The sequence below is a fragment of the Pseudomonas sp. B37(2017) genome (genome assembly GCF_002112885.1).
Taxonomy (GTDB): domain Bacteria; phylum Pseudomonadota; class Gammaproteobacteria; order Pseudomonadales; family Pseudomonadaceae; genus Aquipseudomonas; species Aquipseudomonas paraglycinae.
In genome coordinates this window covers 219,622-236,488 of the sequence record NZ_NEIX01000003.1, presented here as the reverse complement: position 1 = coordinate 236,488, position 16,867 = coordinate 219,622, and the positions used below count along the sequence as shown (strand labels likewise).

At 61.3% G+C, this 16,867-nt stretch carries 15 protein-coding genes and 1 pseudogene; 8 read left to right on the top strand and 8 right to left on the bottom strand.

The features are described from left to right. Positions 1-7 precede the first annotated feature (7 nt). The 3 genes and pseudogenes from CAF90_RS10370 to coaBC form a co-directional block, all read right to left on the bottom strand. Positions 8-1,384, bottom strand: a pseudogene (locus tag CAF90_RS10370) (phosphomannomutase/phosphoglucomutase); the annotation flags it as partial. A gap of 257 nt (positions 1,385-1,641) precedes the next feature. Then, positions 1,642-2,097, bottom strand: coding sequence for a dUTP diphosphatase (gene dut, locus CAF90_RS10365; protein ID WP_007954445.1), 456 nt, complete (start codon positions 2,095-2,097; stop codon positions 1,642-1,644). Between the two features lie 5 nt (positions 2,098-2,102). Then, on the bottom strand, positions 2,103-3,311 hold the full coding sequence (gene coaBC / locus CAF90_RS10360; protein WP_085606127.1) for a bifunctional phosphopantothenoylcysteine decarboxylase/phosphopantothenate--cysteine ligase CoaBC: 1,209 nt from the start codon (positions 3,309-3,311) through the stop codon (positions 2,103-2,105). Positions 3,312-3,445: 134 nt separating this feature from the next. On the opposite strand from coaBC, the gene radC reads away from it, so the two are divergent. Continuing rightward, the gene (gene radC, locus CAF90_RS10355) at positions 3,446-4,120 is read left to right on the top strand and encodes a DNA repair protein RadC (RefSeq protein WP_085606125.1); all 675 of its coding nucleotides are present in this window, start codon (positions 3,446-3,448) and stop codon (positions 4,118-4,120) included. 126 nt (positions 4,121-4,246) lie between these two features. Here radC and CAF90_RS10350 read toward each other — a convergent pair whose 3' ends face one another. Next, on the bottom strand, positions 4,247-5,833 hold the full coding sequence (locus tag CAF90_RS10350) for an ABC transporter substrate-binding protein (RefSeq protein ID WP_085606123.1): 1,587 nt from the start codon (positions 5,831-5,833) through the stop codon (positions 4,247-4,249). Positions 5,834-6,279: 446 nt separating this feature from the next. On the opposite strand from CAF90_RS10350, the gene rpmB reads away from it, so the two are divergent. Together rpmB and rpmG are read left to right on the top strand one after the other, a co-directional pair. Next, a complete protein-coding gene (gene rpmB / locus CAF90_RS10345) occupies positions 6,280-6,513 on the top strand; it encodes a 50S ribosomal protein L28 (RefSeq protein ID WP_003177273.1) in 234 nt (77 codons plus the stop codon). An 11-nt stretch (positions 6,514-6,524) separates the two neighbouring features. Beyond that, complete coding sequence (gene rpmG, locus CAF90_RS10340; protein ID WP_003177274.1) at positions 6,525-6,680, top strand: 50S ribosomal protein L33; 156 nt, start codon at positions 6,525-6,527, stop codon at positions 6,678-6,680. A 119-nt stretch (positions 6,681-6,799) separates the two neighbouring features. Here the strand turns inward: rpmG and CAF90_RS10335 are convergent, their stop codons facing one another. From CAF90_RS10335 to CAF90_RS10325, 3 genes are all read right to left on the bottom strand, one after another. Beyond that, positions 6,800-7,021 (bottom strand): hypothetical protein, encoded by a 222-nt coding sequence (locus CAF90_RS10335; RefSeq protein ID WP_085606120.1) that lies wholly within the window; start codon positions 7,019-7,021, stop codon positions 6,800-6,802. A gap of 187 nt (positions 7,022-7,208) precedes the next feature. Further along, on the bottom strand, positions 7,209-7,529 hold the full coding sequence (locus CAF90_RS10330; RefSeq protein WP_170929368.1) for a hypothetical protein: 321 nt from the start codon (positions 7,527-7,529) through the stop codon (positions 7,209-7,211). A gap of 49 nt (positions 7,530-7,578) precedes the next feature. After that, entirely contained in the window at positions 7,579-7,941 is a 363-nt protein-coding gene (locus CAF90_RS10325) for a cupin domain-containing protein (protein ID WP_085606116.1), read from the bottom strand. 235 nt (positions 7,942-8,176) lie between these two features. Between CAF90_RS10325 and CAF90_RS10320 the strand changes: the two genes are divergently transcribed. Further along, positions 8,177-9,670, top strand: coding sequence for an aldehyde dehydrogenase (locus CAF90_RS10320; protein ID WP_007954454.1), 1,494 nt, complete (start codon positions 8,177-8,179; stop codon positions 9,668-9,670). A gap of 187 nt (positions 9,671-9,857) precedes the next feature. Beyond that, positions 9,858-11,003, top strand: a complete 1,146-nt coding sequence (locus tag CAF90_RS10315; protein ID WP_007954456.1) for an MFS transporter — start codon at positions 9,858-9,860, stop codon at positions 11,001-11,003. A gap of 21 nt (positions 11,004-11,024) precedes the next feature. On the opposite strand, the gene CAF90_RS10310 is transcribed toward CAF90_RS10315, so the two are convergent. After that, positions 11,025-12,560 carry a phospholipase D family protein gene (locus tag CAF90_RS10310; RefSeq protein ID WP_139834483.1) on the bottom strand — a complete coding sequence of 512 codons (1,536 nt, stop codon included), beginning with the start codon at positions 12,558-12,560 and terminating at the stop codon, positions 11,025-11,027. Between the two features lie 377 nt (positions 12,561-12,937). On the opposite strand from CAF90_RS10310, the gene CAF90_RS10305 reads away from it, so the two are divergent. From CAF90_RS10305 to CAF90_RS10295, 3 genes are all read left to right on the top strand, one after another. Beyond that, positions 12,938-13,600: a DUF1120 domain-containing protein gene (locus CAF90_RS10305; protein ID WP_085606112.1), complete on the top strand. Its 663-nt coding sequence runs from the start codon at positions 12,938-12,940 to the stop codon at positions 13,598-13,600. A gap of 130 nt (positions 13,601-13,730) precedes the next feature. Continuing rightward, complete coding sequence (locus CAF90_RS10300) at positions 13,731-14,438, top strand: fimbria/pilus chaperone family protein (RefSeq protein ID WP_085606110.1); 708 nt, start codon at positions 13,731-13,733, stop codon at positions 14,436-14,438. After that, positions 14,438-16,861 (top strand): fimbria/pilus outer membrane usher protein, encoded by a 2,424-nt coding sequence (locus tag CAF90_RS10295; protein WP_085606108.1) that lies wholly within the window; start codon positions 14,438-14,440, stop codon positions 16,859-16,861. The genes CAF90_RS10300 and CAF90_RS10295 overlap by 1 nt, the downstream gene beginning before the upstream one ends. Positions 16,862-16,867: the final 6 nt, after the last annotated feature.

Genomic DNA, 16,867 nt, shown 5'->3' with positions numbered 1-16,867 from the left:
TCAGCAATCAGAACGGTAGTTGGAGATCAGGTGCAACGCGTTTCAGTTGGGCATGGAACACAGCCTTGATGCGCTGCAGTTCCGCCTCGTCATCGGCCTCGAAGCGCAGCACCAGCACCGGTGTGGTGTTGGACGCGCGCACCAGGCCCCAGCCTTTGGCGTAGTCGACCCGCACGCCGTCAATGGTGGTCAGGTCGGCGCCTGGGCCCCACTGCGCATCGTGCAGTGCATCAATGATGCTGAATTTGCTCTCTTCGGTCACATGGATATTGATTTCCGGCGTGGAAATATCGTTCGGGAAGGTCGCGAACAGCTCCTCGGCCGAAGATTTTTCCTTGCTGAGGATTTCCAGCAGCCGTGCGGCGCTGTAAATGCCGTCGTCGAAACCGAACCAGCGTTCCTTGAAGAAAATGTGCCCGCTCATTTCGCCGGCCAACAGTGCGCCGGACTGTTTCATTTTCTTTTTGATCAACGAGTGACCGGTCTTCCACATTAGCGGCCGACCGCCATATTCCTTGATCAGCGGGATCAGGCGACGGGTGCATTTGACGTCGAAGATGATCTCCGCGTCGGGGTTGCGCGCCACCACGTCACGGGCGAACAGCATCAGCAGGCGATCCGGGAACACGATGGTGCCGGTGTTGGTCACCACGCCGACGCGGTCGCCGTCGCCGTCGAAGGCCAGGCCGATGTCGGCGTTGGTTTCCTTGACCTTGGCGATCAGGTCGACGAGGTTTTCAGGCTTGCCCGGATCCGGATGGTGGTTCGGGAAGTTGCCGTCGACTTCGCAGAACAGCGGGATGACTTCGCAGTTCAGCGCTTCGATCAGTTGCGGGGCGATCACGCCGGCCGCGCCGTTGCCGCAGTCGACCACGACTTTCAGGCGCCGGGCCAGTTTGATGTCCTGGACGATTTCGGTGTTGTAGCGGTCGAGGATCTCAACCTGTGTCACGCTGCCGGTGCCGCTGCTCAGGTTACCGGTCTTGAGGCGCTCGTGCAGGGCCTGGATCTGCTCGTTGGCGAGGGTGTCGCCGGCGATCACGATCTTGAAGCCGTTGTAGTTCGACGGGTTGTGACTGCCGGTGAGCATCACGCCGGATTTGCCGGCCAGCACGTTGGCGGCGTAGTACAACGCAGGCGTCGGCACCAGGCCGACGTCGCTGACATGGCAGCCGCTTTCGGCGATGCCACGAATCAGTTCTGCAACCAGTTCGGGACCGGACAGGCGGCCATCACGGCCGACGGACACGTTCGGTTCACCCTGGGCCAGGCTCTGGGAGCCGATGGCGCGGCCGATCCAGTAGGCTGTTTCGGTATTGAGGAATTCCGGCACGGTGCCGCGAATGTCATAGGCGCGGAAGATGCTGTCGGGAAGCTTCGGGGCGACTTGGGCGGGGGTGCTCATCTGCGAAAATGCTCCATCTCGAAAGTGGCTGGACACACCGACGACTCATTCGACGGCAAGCTCAAACTGAAGGGTATGACGGCGGTTTTCACAGAGAGTTCGTGGTGTGAAAGGGCCATGACGCCTTGTGCGGCGTGGCTTTGGCTTGCCAATGCCTTGATTTTCAGCGGTAAAGCTTCCAGATGAATCTGCGTATTTTTATGGCGAGAGAGCGGGCTCCCTCGCCACAAAACCAATCACTTGGTGCCGGAATGGCCGAAACCGCCAGCGCCACGCTCGGTTTCAACGAACTCTTCGACCATTTCGAAGTGCGCCTGCACCACCGGCACCAGCACCAGCTGCGCCAGGCGCTCGCCGACCGGCATGGTGAATTCGGTCTGGCCACGGTTCCAGCAGGACACCATCAGCGGGCCCTGGTAGTCGGAGTCGATCAGACCGACGAGGTTGCCCAGCACGATGCCGTGCTTATGGCCCATGCCCGAGCGCGGCAGGATCAGCGCGGCGAGGTTCGGATCGCCGATGTAGACCGACAGACCGGTCGGGATCAGCACGGTTTCACCCGGCTTGATCACGATGTCCTCTTGCAGCATGGCGCGCAGGTCGAGGCCGGCGGAGCCCGGTGTGGCGTATTGCGGCAGCGGGAATTCGGTACCGATGCGAGGGTCGAGGATCTTGGCTTGCAAAGCGTGCATGTAAATTAAACCTGGTTCAGACGTTCGGCGATAAAAGTGACCAGCTGGCGAGCGATCTTGCTCTTGCTGGTCTGGGCGAAAACCGTGGCGTGCAGCGCACGGTCGATGACGCTGCAGGCGTTTTCTTCGCTGTTGAAACCGATGCTCGGGTTGGCGACGTCGTTGGCGACGATCAGGTCGAGATTCTTATCCTTCAGCTTGCGTGCAGCGTAGTCGAGCAGGTGTTCGGTCTCGGCGGCGAAGCCGACACTGAACGGACGGTCGGGACGGGTCGCGATGGTGGCCAGGATGTCCGGGTTGCGCACCATTTGCAGGACGAAGCCGTCGCCGCTCGTAGGGTCTTTCTTTAATTTTTGCGGGGCGACGACTTCCGGACGGTAGTCCGCCACCGCCGCCGAGGCGATAAAGATGTCGCAAGGGATCGCGGCTTCACACGCTGCGAGCATGTCGCGGGCACTGACCACATCGATCCGGGTGACGCGATCCGGCGTCGGCAGGTGCACCGGGCCGCTGATCAGCGTGACTCGGGCGCCGGCTTCCACTGCCGCTTCAGCCAGGGCGAAGCCCATTTTGCCGGAGCTGTGGTTGGTGATGTAGCGCACCGGGTCGATGTTTTCCTGGGTCGGGCCAGCAGTAATCACCACGTGCTTGCCGGTCAGTGCCTGACGCTGGAAGCAGTCCGCCGCGAGCTGGGCCAGATCGGTGGCTTCCATCATGCGGCCCATGCCGACGTCGCCGCAGGCCTGGCTGCCGGAGGCCGGGCCGAAGGTCTTCAGGCCACGGCTTTCAAGGAGTTGCAGGTTGGCCTGGGTTGCCGGGTCGCGCCACATGGCCTGGTTCATGGCTGGGGCGACCGCGACGATGGCGTCGGTGGCCAGCACTAGCGTGGTCAGCAGATCGTTGGCAATGCCTTGGGCCAGGCGGGCCAGCAGGTCGGCGGTGGCCGGGGCGATCAGCACCAGATCGGCCCATTTGGCCAGTTCGATGTGGCCCATCGCCGCTTCGGCGGCAGGGTCGAGCAAATCCAGGTGAACCGGGTGGCCGGACAGCGCCTGCATGGTCAGCGGGGTGATGAATTCGCTGCCGCCACGGGTCATGACCACGCGCACTTCGGCGCCCTGATCGATCAGGCGGCGCACAAGGTCGGCGCTCTTGTAGGCAGCAATACCGCCGCCGACGCCCAGAACGATGCGTTTCCGATACAGCCGCTGCATAGGTCTGCCTTTCATTTCGTTGGTGACATACGTGGCGAAACCCCCTCCCCAGGGTGAATTCGCCCGCAAAAAAGATGGGCACGATATCACAGCGACCGCTACGGAACAGCGGCGCCCACAGACAAGGAAGGTGTATGAGTATTCGCGATTGGCCGGCGGCGGAAAGGCCGCGGGAGAAGCTGTTGGAACAGGGCTCGGGAAGTCTTTCCGATGCCGAATTGCTGGCGATTTTTCTGCGCACCGGTGTATCCGGCAAAAGCGCGGTGGATGTCGCAAGACACCTGTTGGGTCAGTTCGGCAGCTTGCGAGCCTTGCTTGAGGCTGATCTCGCAACGTTCAGCGAACAATTGGGGCTGGGCCCGGCGAAGTTCGCCCAGCTGCAGGCCGTGCTGGAAATGGGTCGGCGACATCTGGCCGAGCGCATGCGGCAGAAAACGGCGCTGGAGAATCCGCAGGTGGTCCGTGATTACCTCAAGGCCATGTTGCGCCACGAGCCGCACGAAGTTTTCGGTTGCCTGTTTCTGGATTCCAAGCATCAAGTGCTCACCTTCGAGGCTCTGTTTCGCGGCTCGATCGACAACACCGCCGTGCATCCCCGCGAAGTGGTGAAGCGCTCGTTGGCCAATAACGCGGCGGCCGTGATCCTGTGCCACAACCATCCGTCGGGGAACAGCGATCCGAGTCAGGCTGATCGATTATTGACCAAGCGCTTGCAGAAGGCTTTGGAGCTGATCGACGTGCGGGTGCTGGATCACTTCATCGTTGGCGATGGTGAACCGTTGTCGATGGCGGAGTGTGGCTGGATGTGAGGGTGATGCCGCATCCCTGTGGGAGCGAGCTTGCTCGCGATAGCGTTGTGTCAGCCGCCTCATCCGGTAACTGACAGACTGCAATCGCGAGCAAGCTCGCTCCCACAGGTTTTGTGTTGTGGTGGGTTATTTGAGGGTAACCTTGGAGTAGTCCTGCCGCCCGAACGGGCTCACCGAGTAACCCTGTACGTCTTTGCGCGTCAGGGCGTAGGCAGTCGGATGCGCCAGCGGCAGCCACAGCGCCTGCTGCTGAATCTGCGCCTGCGCCTGTTCGTAGAGTTTGGTGCGCACACCTTGCTCGCTGGTGGTCTTGCCGGCGCTGATCAGTTTGTCCAGATCGGCGTTGCAATAGCGGGCGAAGTTGGTGCCGGACTTCACCGCCGCGCAGGAAAACTGCGGGGTCAGGAAATTGTCCGGGTCGCCGTTGTCGCCGGCCCAGCCCATGAACAGCAGGTCATGCTCGCCAGCCTTGGCGCGGCGGATCAGCTCGCCCCATTCGATCACGCGGATTTCGGCCTGAATGCCGATTTCCGCCAGATCCGATTGCAGCAATTGCGCGCCGAGGCTCGGGTTCGGGTTAAGCAGGCTGCCGGACGGGCGCGTCCAGATGGTGGTCTGGAAACCGTCCTTCAATCCGGCCTTGGCCAGCAATGCCTTGGCCTTGTTCACGTCGTGGGCGTAACCCGGCAGGTTTTTCGCGTAGCTCCAGGTATTCGGCGGATACGGACCGTTGGCGGCTTCGGCGGTGTCTTCGAATACAGCCTTGAGGTAGTTGGCCTTGTCGAAGGCGAGGTTGATCGCCTGACGCACTTCCGGTTTGTCCAGCGGCGGATGCTGGCTGTTGATGCCAACGAATGCGGTCATGAACGCGTCAGTCTTTTCGACTTTCAGCGTCGGCTCCTGCTTCGCCGCCTGTACGTCCAATGGTTTCGGTGACAGGGCGATCTGGCACTCGTTGCGCCGCAGCTTTTGCAGGCGCACGTTGGCGTCCGGGGTGATGGCGAAGATCAGCGGGTCCACCGCAGGCTTGCCGCGGAAGTAGTCCGGGTTCGCCTTGTAACGGATCGACGCGTCTTTCTGGAACCGGGTGAACACGAACGGTCCGGTGCCGACCGGCTGGCTGTTGAGCTTGTCGGTGGCATCGGCCTTCAGCAGCTTGTCGGCGTATTCAGCAGAATAAATGGAGGCGAAGCCCATGCTCAGGGTCGCGAGGAACGTCGAGTCCGGGTGATCGAGGGTGAAGCGCACGGTCAGCGGGTCCAGCGCGTCGATCTTCTTGATCAGGCTCGGCAACTGCATCGACTGGGCGTGCGGGAAGCCGCTCTGGGCGACTTTGTGCCACGGGTTGGCCGGGTCGAGCATGCGGTCGAAGCTGAACTTGACGTCTTCGGCGGTCAGTTCGCGGGTCGGCTTGAAGTAGTCGGTGGTGTGGAACTTCACCTGCGGGTGCAGCTTGAACACGTAGGTTAGGCCGTCGGTGCTGACTTCCCAGCTGTCGGCCAGGCTCGGGACGACCTTGCCGCTGGCGGTGTCAAAGTCCACCAGGCGATTCATCAGTACGTCGGCCGATGCGTTGGTGGTGGTCAGCGAGTTGTACTGCACCACGTCGAAGCCTTCGGGACTGGCCTCGGTGCAGACGCTCAGGGCGGCGGCCTGGGCCAGTGGACTCAGTAACAGCGGGGCGAAGAGCAGGGGGAGGGCAGCGAGGCGCATGGTCGGCTTCCTTTACAGATCGAAGGCCCATCTGCAAGTGCAGTCTGGAAAAGTCCTACCCTAGAGGTCGCGATTGCAAATGACTATCCCCTTTTTGCATTTTCGGGGCTGCGCGGCGGAGGATTTGTCGGAAGAGACGATGGGAAAAGTCTCGATCGCGGGTATGATCGGTTTTCTTCGACGAATGGTAAAAATTGCCGGCAGCCTTTGCCCAAAGCGCTTGCAGCCGGAAAAAGCGGCTTTTTAGCCATTCTTTGCACACGGAAAGTTGTTGCTCCGTGGTCTTTCTGGTATAAAGCAGCGCTCTTTTCTAGGGGCCCGGTTCCTTCGCTTGTAGGTGTAGCCGGTAAGACCTCTAAAGAATCGCGGCGCCTGGCGCCACAATGACTAGAGATTAAGCGGCCAACCCATGCCGGGTTGGGCATGTGGTTTTAGAGGGCTGAGGCATGTCTAGAGTATGTCAAGTTACCGGTAAGGGTCCGGTGACTGGGAACAACATTTCCCACGCAAACAACAAAACCCGTCGTCGTTTCCTGCCGAACCTGCAGCATCACCGCTTCTGGGTTGAAGAAGAGAAACGTTTCGTACGCCTGCGCGTTTCCGCCAAAGGCATGCGTATCATCGACAAGCGTGGCATCAGCGTTGTGCTGGCCGAGCTGCGTCGCGACGGCAAGGTTTAAGGGAGCTAATCATGCGTGAATTGATTCGTTTGATCTCGAGCGCCGGTACTGGTCACTTCTACACTACCGACAAGAACAAGCGTACTACCCCGGACAAAATCGAGATCAAGAAATATGATCCGGTTGTTCGCAAGCACGTGATCTACAAGGAAGGCAAAATCAAGTAATTGATTTTTCCCGACTTACGAAAAAGGCCCGTATCTCACGATACGGGCCTTTTTTGTTAGGCGTGATTCAGTGCAGTCTACTCACGCTCCAGCTGGTCTTGCCCGGTTGATCCGAGGCTTCAGGCTTTTTGTTCGTTGGAGCGATCAATTTCGATCACGTCGATGTTGCCTTGAGCATCAAGGTGAACTGTCAGGCGTCCCGGGCTGAGATCTGCGGTGAGATACCCAGTACCACCGCGTACGTCCCGGCCGGTCAGCTCGGCAAGATAAGCTTTGACGCTGGCTACGTAGCGACTGCCAATCATATGGCGTACCTGGTGAGTTACTTGTTCATTGTTCATGTTCGCATTTCCTTTGCGTGATTGAGATGTCCATTAGCTGAACTCACCAAGTGTGTGGCCGGCTTCGGCAGGGGCTGCGGTATATAGTTATTTTTTGCGCCCGCGGTGCTTCCCTGTGCGGATCACCGTGCAACCCTTGCGAAAAGGCCCGTATCTGAAAATACGGGCCTTTTTTGTTGCCAGATGATCAACCGCAGATCAGTTCATCGATCTCATTGCGTTCGTTGACCAGTACCCTGATCCGGTCAGGTTTGGGCAGGAGATTGAACAGATCTTCCGGCCGTTCCAGCCGATGCTTTTGCACCCCGGCTGCAATACGGATGGCGCTCAGGGTTTCAGGGGTTGCGACTTGGTCGACAGCGAATTGCGCGGCGTTGATATTGCAGAAATCAGGCACGGTGCCTCCTTGCGTTTCATTCGGTTGGAAGCGCTCGCCGGTCAGTCCTGCCGAGACATCCTGCCTCGGTAGGAAATTGCCCGATGTATGAGCGCTGCCGCGAAGTTTCACTCAGAAGCACTGCACGCGTCTTACTCGCGTAGTCACCACTTGTGTCGGATCAGGCCTTCTGTTCGAAGATCACATAGACCTTGCGGCAAGCCTCCAGCACTTCCCAGGTGCCACGGAAACCGGCCGGAATCACAAAGCGGTCGCCGACACGCAGGGTCTTGGCATTGCCTTCACTGTCACGCAGCACCGAAACGCCCTGCAGGATTTCGCAGTATTCGTGCTCGGTGTAGTTCACCGTCCACTGGCCCACCGCACCTTCCCACACGCCGACACCCATTTGTCCGCAAGGGCTGTCGTATTGATTGAACACCGCTTGCTCGGGATCGCCCTTGAGCACTTTGGCCGGGTCCGGGCGATAGCGTTCGGCTTCAGTTGTAGTCAGGCTGATGTCGACGACGTTCTGGATGTTCATTGTTGTTTTCTCCCGTGATGACGGCGCGATGGCGTGAAAGGGCCAAAGTCTATGTTGATTAAATTGAACGCCGCAAGGCCGTATGGCGAGCTTATGTCAAATATATTGAAACAACCCCGGCCGCTGGTTTAGGGTGGCGGATGCCTTGGGCCGAAAAGCAGGCTGGCCGGGCAGTATTCCTGAGGACGACCGCGACGATCGCGGCGCTCGTATTGAACAAGAGGAGGACACTCGAATGACCACCCTGACTCGTGCCGACTGGGAACAACGCGCCCGCGACCTGAAGATCGAAGGCCGCGCCTACCTTAATGGCGAGTACACCGATGCCGTCTCCGGCGAGACCTTCGAGTGCATCAGCCCGGTCGATGGCCGTCTGCTGGGCAAGATTGCCAGCTGTGACGCCGCCGACGCCCAGCGCGCTGTGGAAAACGCCCGCGCCACCTTCAATTCCGGCGTCTGGTCGCGCCTGGCGCCGACCAAACGCAAAGCCACCATGATCCGTTTCGCCGGCCTGCTCAAGCAGCACGCCGAAGAACTGGCCCTGCTCGAAACCCTCGACATGGGCAAGCCGATCAGCGATTCGCTGTACATCGACGTGCCGGGCGCTGCGCAGGCCCTGAGCTGGAGCGGTGAAGCGATCGACAAGATCTACGACGAAGTCGCCGCTACGCCGCACGATCAACTGGGTCTGGTGACCCGTGAGCCAGTCGGCGTGGTTGGCGCCATCGTGCCGTGGAACTTCCCGCTGATGATGGCCTGCTGGAAACTCGGCCCGGCCCTGTCGACCGGTAACTCGGTGATCCTCAAGCCGTCGGAAAAATCCCCGCTGACTGCCATCCGCATCGCCGAACTGGCGGTCGAGGCCGGTATTCCGAAAGGCGTGCTGAACGTGTTGCCGGGCTACGGCCACACCGTCGGCAAGGCGCTCGCTCTGCACAATGATGTCGACACTCTGGTGTTCACCGGTTCGACCAAGATCGCCAAGCAACTGATGATCTACTCCGGCGAATCGAACATGAAGCGCGTCTGGCTGGAAGCCGGCGGCAAGAGCCCGAACATCGTGTTTGCCGATGCACCGGACCTGCAGGCCGCCGCCGAATCCGCCGCCAGCGCCATCGCCTTCAACCAGGGCGAAGTCTGCACCGCAGGTTCCCGTCTGCTGGTCGAGCGTTCGATCAAGGACAAATTCCTGCCGATGGTGATCGAGGCGCTGAAAACCTGGAAACCCGGCAACCCGCTGGATCCGGCCACCAACGTTGGCGCGCTGGTCGATACCCAGCAGATGAACACCGTGCTGTCCTACATCGAGTCGGGCCACACCGACGGCGCCAAACTGGTGGCCGGTGGCAAGCGCATTCTTCAGGAAACCGGTGGCACCTACGTCGAGCCGACGATTTTCGACGGCGTGAGCAACGCGATGAAAATCGCTCAGGAAGAGATCTTCGGCCCGGTGCTGTCGGTCATTGCCTTCGACACTGCCGAGGAAGCGATCAACATCGCCAACGACACGCCTTACGGCCTGGCGGCAGCGGTCTGGACCCAGGACATTTCCAAGGCACACCTGACCGCCAAGGCCCTGCGTGCCGGCAGCGTGTGGGTCAACCAGTACGACGGCGGCGACATGACCGCACCGTTCGGCGGCTTCAAGCAGTCGGGCAACGGCCGCGACAAGTCGCTGCACGCGTTCGACAAATACACCGAGCTGAAGGCGACCTGGATCAAGCTGTAAATCGCTGACGGGAGCCCGGTCACTCCAGGCTTCCTGACGAAACAGAGACCCTTGTGGGAGCGGGCTTGCTCGCGAAGGCGGTGTGTCAGTCAGCAATTATGTCGACTGTCAGACTGCATTCGCGAGCAAGCCCGCTCCCACATTGGTTTTGTGGTGCATATAAAAATTATCCACAGGAGCGTGGACCATGCGTTGGGCGACGTATTTCGCCGTGTTGGCGTCTGTCTTGAGTGTTGGCCTGGCCCTCGGTGTCAGCATGCCACTGGTGTCGTTGCGCCTGGAGGGCTGGGGTTACGGCTCGTTCGCCATTGGCGTGATGGCGGCAATGCCGGCCATTGGCGTGTTGCTGGGGGCGAAGATTTCCAGTCATCTGGCCGCGCGCTTCGGCACCGCGAACCTGATGCGTCTGTGCCTGTGGGCCGGGGCGCTGTCGATCGGCCTGCTGGCGCTGCTGCCGAGTTACCCGATCTGGCTGGTGCTGCGGCTGATGATCGGGGTGATCCTGACCATCGTGTTCATCCTCGGCGAGAGCTGGATCAATCAACTGGTGGTCGAGCACTGGCGCGGGCGACTGGTGGCGCTGTATGGCAGCAGTTATGCGTTGAGCCAACTGTCTGGTCCATTGCTGTTGGGCGCACTGGGCACCGATCACGATTACGGTTTCTGGGTGGGTGTCGGTCTGCTGATCGCCTCGCCGTTTCTGCTGCTGGGTCGCAGCGGCGCGCCAAGCAGCGAGGCCAGCAGCGTGACGTTCGGTGATTTGTGGGGGTTCGCTCGTGAACTGCCGGCGATCGCCTGGGCCGTGTCGCTGTTCGCCGCTTTCGAGGCGATGATCCTGACCCTATTGCCGGTGTATTGCCTGCAACAGGGTTTCACCGCCGAAATCGCCTTGGCGATGGTCAGCACCGTGGTGGTGGGCGATGCGCTGCTGCAATTGCCCATCGGTGCACTGGCCGATTATCTGTCACGGCGGACTCTGTTCACCGGCTGCGCTGTGGTGCTGATGCTGTCGAGTCTGGCGATCCCGATGCTGCTCGACACTTTGCTGATCTGGCCGCTGTGGGTGCTGTTCGGCGCCAGTGCCGGGGGTTTGTTCACCCTGTCGCTGATCCTGATCGGCGAGCGTTACCGCGACGATGCGCTGGTGCGGGCCAACGCGCATGTCGCGCAGCTGTGGGGCGTCGGTTGTCTGATCGGGCCGTTGATGGCGGGCGCGGGCAGTCAGTGGATCAGCGGGCATGCGTTGCCGTGGCTGATGGCGGCGGGTGCCTTCGGGCTGGTGATCCTGCTGTCGCGGCAAGGGGCGTTCGGCAAGGTGCCGGAGCCCGCTTGATAAGCCGGTTGGAGCGGGCTGCTACAGCATCCGCTCCAGCCCCACGGTGGTGCTGAACCACGCATTGAAGCGACGCCACAAACTCCCCGGCTCCTTGGTCAGCGTGTGCATCTGGCCGTTGTCCTCGGTGACCCACACCACTTTTCCGTCCTGCAGTTTCGCTTCGTAGCTGAGCGCCGGCGCCATGCCTTGCAAGGCCAGTTCGCGCACGTGAGCCGCCAGTTCGGGACTGTCCACCAACACGCCGACTTCAGTATTCCAAAGCACTGAGCGCGGGTCGAAATTGAACGAGCCGATGAACGACTTCTTCCCGTCGAAGATCATCGCCTTGCTGTGCAGGCTCGAATCCGAGCCACGATAGGACCTGCTGTAAAACAGGTGCGGGCCGCTGCCGTCGTTATCCCCGGGCTGGCGCCGCAGCTCAAACAGCTTCACGCCATGTTCCAGCAACGCCTTGCGATACGGCGCATAACCGCCGTGCACCGCCGGCACGTCGGTGGCTTCCAGCGAGTTGGTCAGCAGGCTCACCGACACGCCGGCATCGGCGCGGCCGGTCAGGTAGACCAGCCCCGGTTGCCCCGGCACGAAGTAGGCAGAAATCATCACCAGCTCTTTGCTGACGCCGGTCAGCTCTGGCGCCAGTTGGGTCGTCAGCAGCAGTTGCGGATCAGGTTCGCCCTTGGCCAGCACCTTGCTCGGCGCATCCCACAGCGCCTGGTTCCAGGCCCAGATCAGCTCCTTGCGCCAGATGTCCATGCGCGGATCGGTGCGATAGGTCATCAACTGCTGATACAGCGCGTGATTCTGTTTGCGGGTTTCTTCGAGTGATTCTTCCAGGCGCGTGCGGGTGTTCTGCAGGTCTTTGGCCGAGGGTTTGCTGGAGAGGAACTCGTCGATCGGCTTGCTCAGGGCGCTGTTCCAGTACTGGTCGAAACTGTGGCCGAGCTGTTCGGCGACCGGCCCGACACTGAGCATGTCGATATCGGTGAAGTTCAGGTTGGGCTCGGCATCGAAGTACTCGTCGCCCAGATTGCGCCCGCCAACGATGGCCGCGCTGTTGTCCGCCAGCCACAACTTGTTGTGCATCCGCCGGTGTTGCAGCGACAGGTTGAACAGCCGCCCGGCCGCCCGGGTCACGCCGGTGCTGCGCCCCAAGTGCAGCGGATTGAACAGGCGGATCTGGATCTGCGGATGTGCCGCCAGGGTGGCGATGATCAGGTCGAGGCCGTCGCTGGTGGTATCGTCCAGCAGGATCCGCACCCGCACGCCACGATCGGCGGCCTTCAACACTTCTTCCACCAGCATTCGCGTACTGATGCCGTCATGGACGATGTAGTACTGCAAATCGAGGCTGCGTTGCGCGTTGCGGATCAGCTCGGCGCGAGCGGTGAAGGCTTCGGTGCTGTTGGACAGCAGGCGAAAGCCGGACTGACCCTTGTAGGGCGCCGCCTGGGCCTGGATCGAACGACCGAACGCGGAGTCGGACGCCGGCAGCGCCTGGCTCGGTTCGCGCGGGACATCCAGCGAGGCGCACCCGGCGAGCAGCAGGACGAACATCAGTGCAAATGGCAGGGAATGTCTGGGGCTCAAGTCGGGTCGTTCCGGGTGTGGGCGAGGTCAGGAGTATGGCACGGCGCACGCCGCCTGTTGCCTGTTCGAAAGAGCAGTCAATCCGATCCCTGAAGCAGAGCGGTTTGTAGCTCATGGCTGTCGGCAGGACGCAGTTTTTTAAACAAATGGCGGATTTTTCCGGCTCTCATCAGCTACGCCCCGCAGCGATTTTTCCAGCGCGCAATACACCCTCGCCTTACATCACTGCCGGGAAGCAATCGGAATAATGACAACGCTGATTCTGAAGCAGGACGTTTCCTGTTTTTCAGCAGAAGAAGCGCAGCTGGCTGTCATCTTTCGATTCTTATGGAGTGAGAATTTTCATGCGCAAGACCTTTCGTGCAATCGCTGTCGCAAGCGCCCTGTGTCCGGCACTGGCCATGGCCGATGGTGCAGACCTGACCATCACCGGCACCATCATCCCGACCTCGTGTACGCCGTCCTTTGCTGACGGTAATACGGTCGAGTTAGGGGACATCCCCGCCGGGTCACTGAATCGCGACCGGCAGACCGAGCTGCAAACCCGCAATGTAACGCTGAGCATCCGTTGTTCGGCAAATGCGCCGATGGCCATCAAAGTGCATGACAACCAGGCACATACCCAGCTGCCCGGTATCGTCGTGGATGGCACCGATTGGGCGATGTACATCTACGGAATCGGACAAGTCGCGGGCGCCAAGATCGGTGGTTACGGCCTGCGATACGGTACACCCACCGTCGATGGCAAGCCTTCGATGATCATGTACAAGCAAGGGGGCATGGCCAACTGGGACACCCCCGATACGGCCACGCTGGTCGGAAAAAATGCGGATGGCGGCAATCTTCGCTATTCGTGGGGAGGATCCCTGGCCGCAGGCCCGACGCCGGGCGTCGTGCACATCTTTCCCATGACGCTGGTGCCGGTCATCGGCCCGTCGGCGAACCTGCCGATCACCTCTGAAATCGCGCTCAACGGCTCGGCAACGTTCGAGCTGCTCTACCTCTGACAGAACGCGCAACGCGCCAATCATCGACAGGCACCGGTCGCTTCCGGGGCCTGTCTTTTCCAATCAATGTTATCGGCTGGCCTGTGGCCCGGCACGGATGCCGGCTGCGCGCTCGCCCGTGGACAACGTCATGAACGCCTTTGTACGAAAAGCCATCGCCAGTGTGCTGCTGGTTTCTTTTTGGGTGCCCGGCCCGATCCGGGCGGCGGGAATGGTTCCCGAGACGCCTGTCGTTGTGCTCGACGAAGGCGTGGGTGAGGCCGGTATCAATGTGTTCAACAGCGAGTCGCATCCCGCGCTCCTGCACACGTCTGTCGAAGACGTGCCGCAAGATACCGAGTCATTGCTGCTGCTGACACCGCCGGTGGCACGGGTCGAGCCCGGGGCAACGCAGCGCGTGCGTTTCATCCTGCGCAGTGCAGAGCCTTTGAAGACCGAACGCCTCAAGCGCGTGATCTTCGAGGGAATCGCACCGCAGGACTCGACGGGCAAGGCGCAGGTGAGTCTGAGCCTGCGCCAGAACATTCCGGCGATCCTGCGCCCGGCGAATCTGCCGGTCGACCGCGAGCCCTGGAAGCATCTGGTGTGGTCGCGACAAGGCACTGACATCCAGGTGCGCAATCCCAGCCCGTACGTGGTGCGGCTGGGCCATTCGGTGACGCTGCTGCCCGACAACAAAGAGATGGATCTGGGCCGCACGTATGTGCTGCCCGGCGAGCAACTGACCTTGAGCGGGACGCCTGATCCGAGCGGTTCGCCGCTTCAGGTGCGACTGTTTCCAGTGACCACCTACGGTTTCGCCATTGCGCACTTCGATGCTCCTTTGGTGACGGATTGATGCATCGAGGTTGTCTGGCCGGCGCGGCGTTGATCATCGTTCTCGGCACCGCCCCTGTCGCCAGAAGCGCCGAGGGGCTGTCCGTGCAGTTCAATCAGGATGTATTGAAATCACGCGGGCTGGATCCGCGCCTGGCCGAATACTTCAGTCAGGCGCCACGTTTTCGCGAGGGCGTGCAGTCAGTCTCGCTATCGGTCAACGGCGTTGCGAAGGGGCAGGTGCAGGTCGCGTTCAATGCCGAAGGCGAGTTGTGTTTCACGCCTTCACTTCCGGAGCGGGGCGGATTTCGGGCGGCGGATCACGTCGAGTCGACGGGTGATTCGGGATGCGAACTGTTCGCCCGGTACTTTCCGGGTGCGGTGGTACAAGCCGATCCGTCGCAGGAACATATCTCGCTGCTGTTGCCCACCGATGCGCTGGTGCCTGATCGCCCGGTTCGTCGCAGCTTCCTCAACGGGGGTACGGCAGGTCTGTTCAACTACGACGCCTTGCTGCTGGGCAGCCGTTTCGCCGGCCAGTCTTCGCAGTTCCGCAATCTGAATGCCGAGCTGGGCCTGAATGCGGCGGACTGGTCGTTTCGCAGTCGGCAGGTGTACAGCGAGTTCGCCGGAGAGAATCGCCTCGAGCATTTGTATGCCTACGCCTCGCACACTTCGGAACGCTATCAGGCCAACCTGCAACTCGGTCAGTTGAACATGGTCTCGCCGCTGTTTTCCGGTGAGGCCTTCAACGGCTTCCAGGTGCAACCGGAACTGGCCCTGATGGCGCTGGACGATGACAGCTCCGGTGCGCGGGTTGAAGGCATTGCCTATTCCGCCGCGCGAATCGAAGTCACCCAGAACGGTGCGCTGATATACACCACGGTGGTGCCCAGTGGGCCTTTCACGCTGGTGGGTTTGCCACTGCTCAGCCAGAGCGTGGACCTGGAAGTGACGGTGCACGAAGAGGACGGTCAGCAGCGGCGTTTCATTGTGCCGGCGACGCAGTTGCGGGGCGGGATGACGGGCCGGGCGGCAGGCTATGGGCTGGCGGTCGGTCAGGTGAGGCGCTACGCCGGTGACGAGCGTGATGCGCCGTCCTTTGCCGCTGCCAGCAAGGACTGGCGGCTGGGCTCGCGCGGGCAGGTCACGGCCGGCGCCATGTTTGGCACAGGCTATGAGTCGCTGGGCTGGGCAATGCAGGGCGGCATCGGTGATCGGCTGATACTCGGTGGGCGCCAGGTGATTTCCCGGGCACAGTATCAGGCCGTGTCCGGCACGCAATTGCAGTGGACGGCCAGCGGTCGGTTGAGTGAACGGTTGTCGACAAGTGTTGCGCTGACCCAGCAGACCCAGGGTTTCCGCACGCTGTCGGACACCACCTGGGATTCGCGCAATGATCGACCGTTCCAGCGAGTACGCAATCAACTGACGGCAAACCTCAGCACCAGCAGTCCGGTGTACGGAGGCTTTTCTGCCAGCTACTCGCGGTTTTCCCTGTTTGACGGGACGGCCACGTCCAGAGTTGCCCTGGCCTGGTCGCAGAGTATTCGGCGGGCCAATGTGACATTTACGGTTGAGCGTGATGTTGCCGGAGCCTCCGATGATGCTCGTGGCACAGCGGCTTATCTGAGTGTCAGCCTGCCGTTGGGCGCGCGCCAGACCTTGCGCGGTTACGTGCGTAACGACGACGTGAGCGGCACCCGCAGCGGTCTGCGATTCAATGAACAGTTCAGCGACACCCTCGCTTACAGCATCGGCGCCGAACGGCCGGATGACGGTAGCGCCGGGTTCAACGGACGGGTCAATCTGTTGCCCCGCTATAGCCAGCTGGATATGGGCTATTCGCGCAGTGGTGCGGATAGCCAGAACTATGACATCGGCCTGCGTGGCGGTGCGCTGGTGCACGGTGGTGGCGTCACGCTGTCGCCTTATCCGCTGCGCGAAACCTTCGCCTTGCTCAAGGCCGGCGACAGCGCCGGCGTCAGGTTGAACACCCCGCGAGGCCCGGTCTGGACTGATCATTCCGGACACGCCGTGGCAGCGAGTCTGCCGGCGTACAGCAAAGGACGGGTCGAGCTGGACACGGCCAGCCTGGGACGCAATGTCGATGTGCACAACGCTTTTCAAGAGGTCGAAGCCGGGCGTGGCGCCTTCGCGCATCTGGCGTTCGACATGGTCACCGCGCGGCGCGTGCTGTTGCAGGCGCGCACCGCCGACAACGTTCTTCTGCGCAAGGGCGGAGCCGTTTTCGACGCGCAGGGACAGTACATCACCAACGTACTGGAGGCCGGCACGATCTTCTTGCCCGATGTCCGGCCAGACACGAGTTTGCACGTGGTGCTGCCCGATGGCATTCGCTGCCGGTTGGTCTACAGCCTCGGCGAACCACCCGACACCCAATCGCTGTACGAAACAGCTCAAGCCACCTGCCACGCGGTTTAGGAGTCA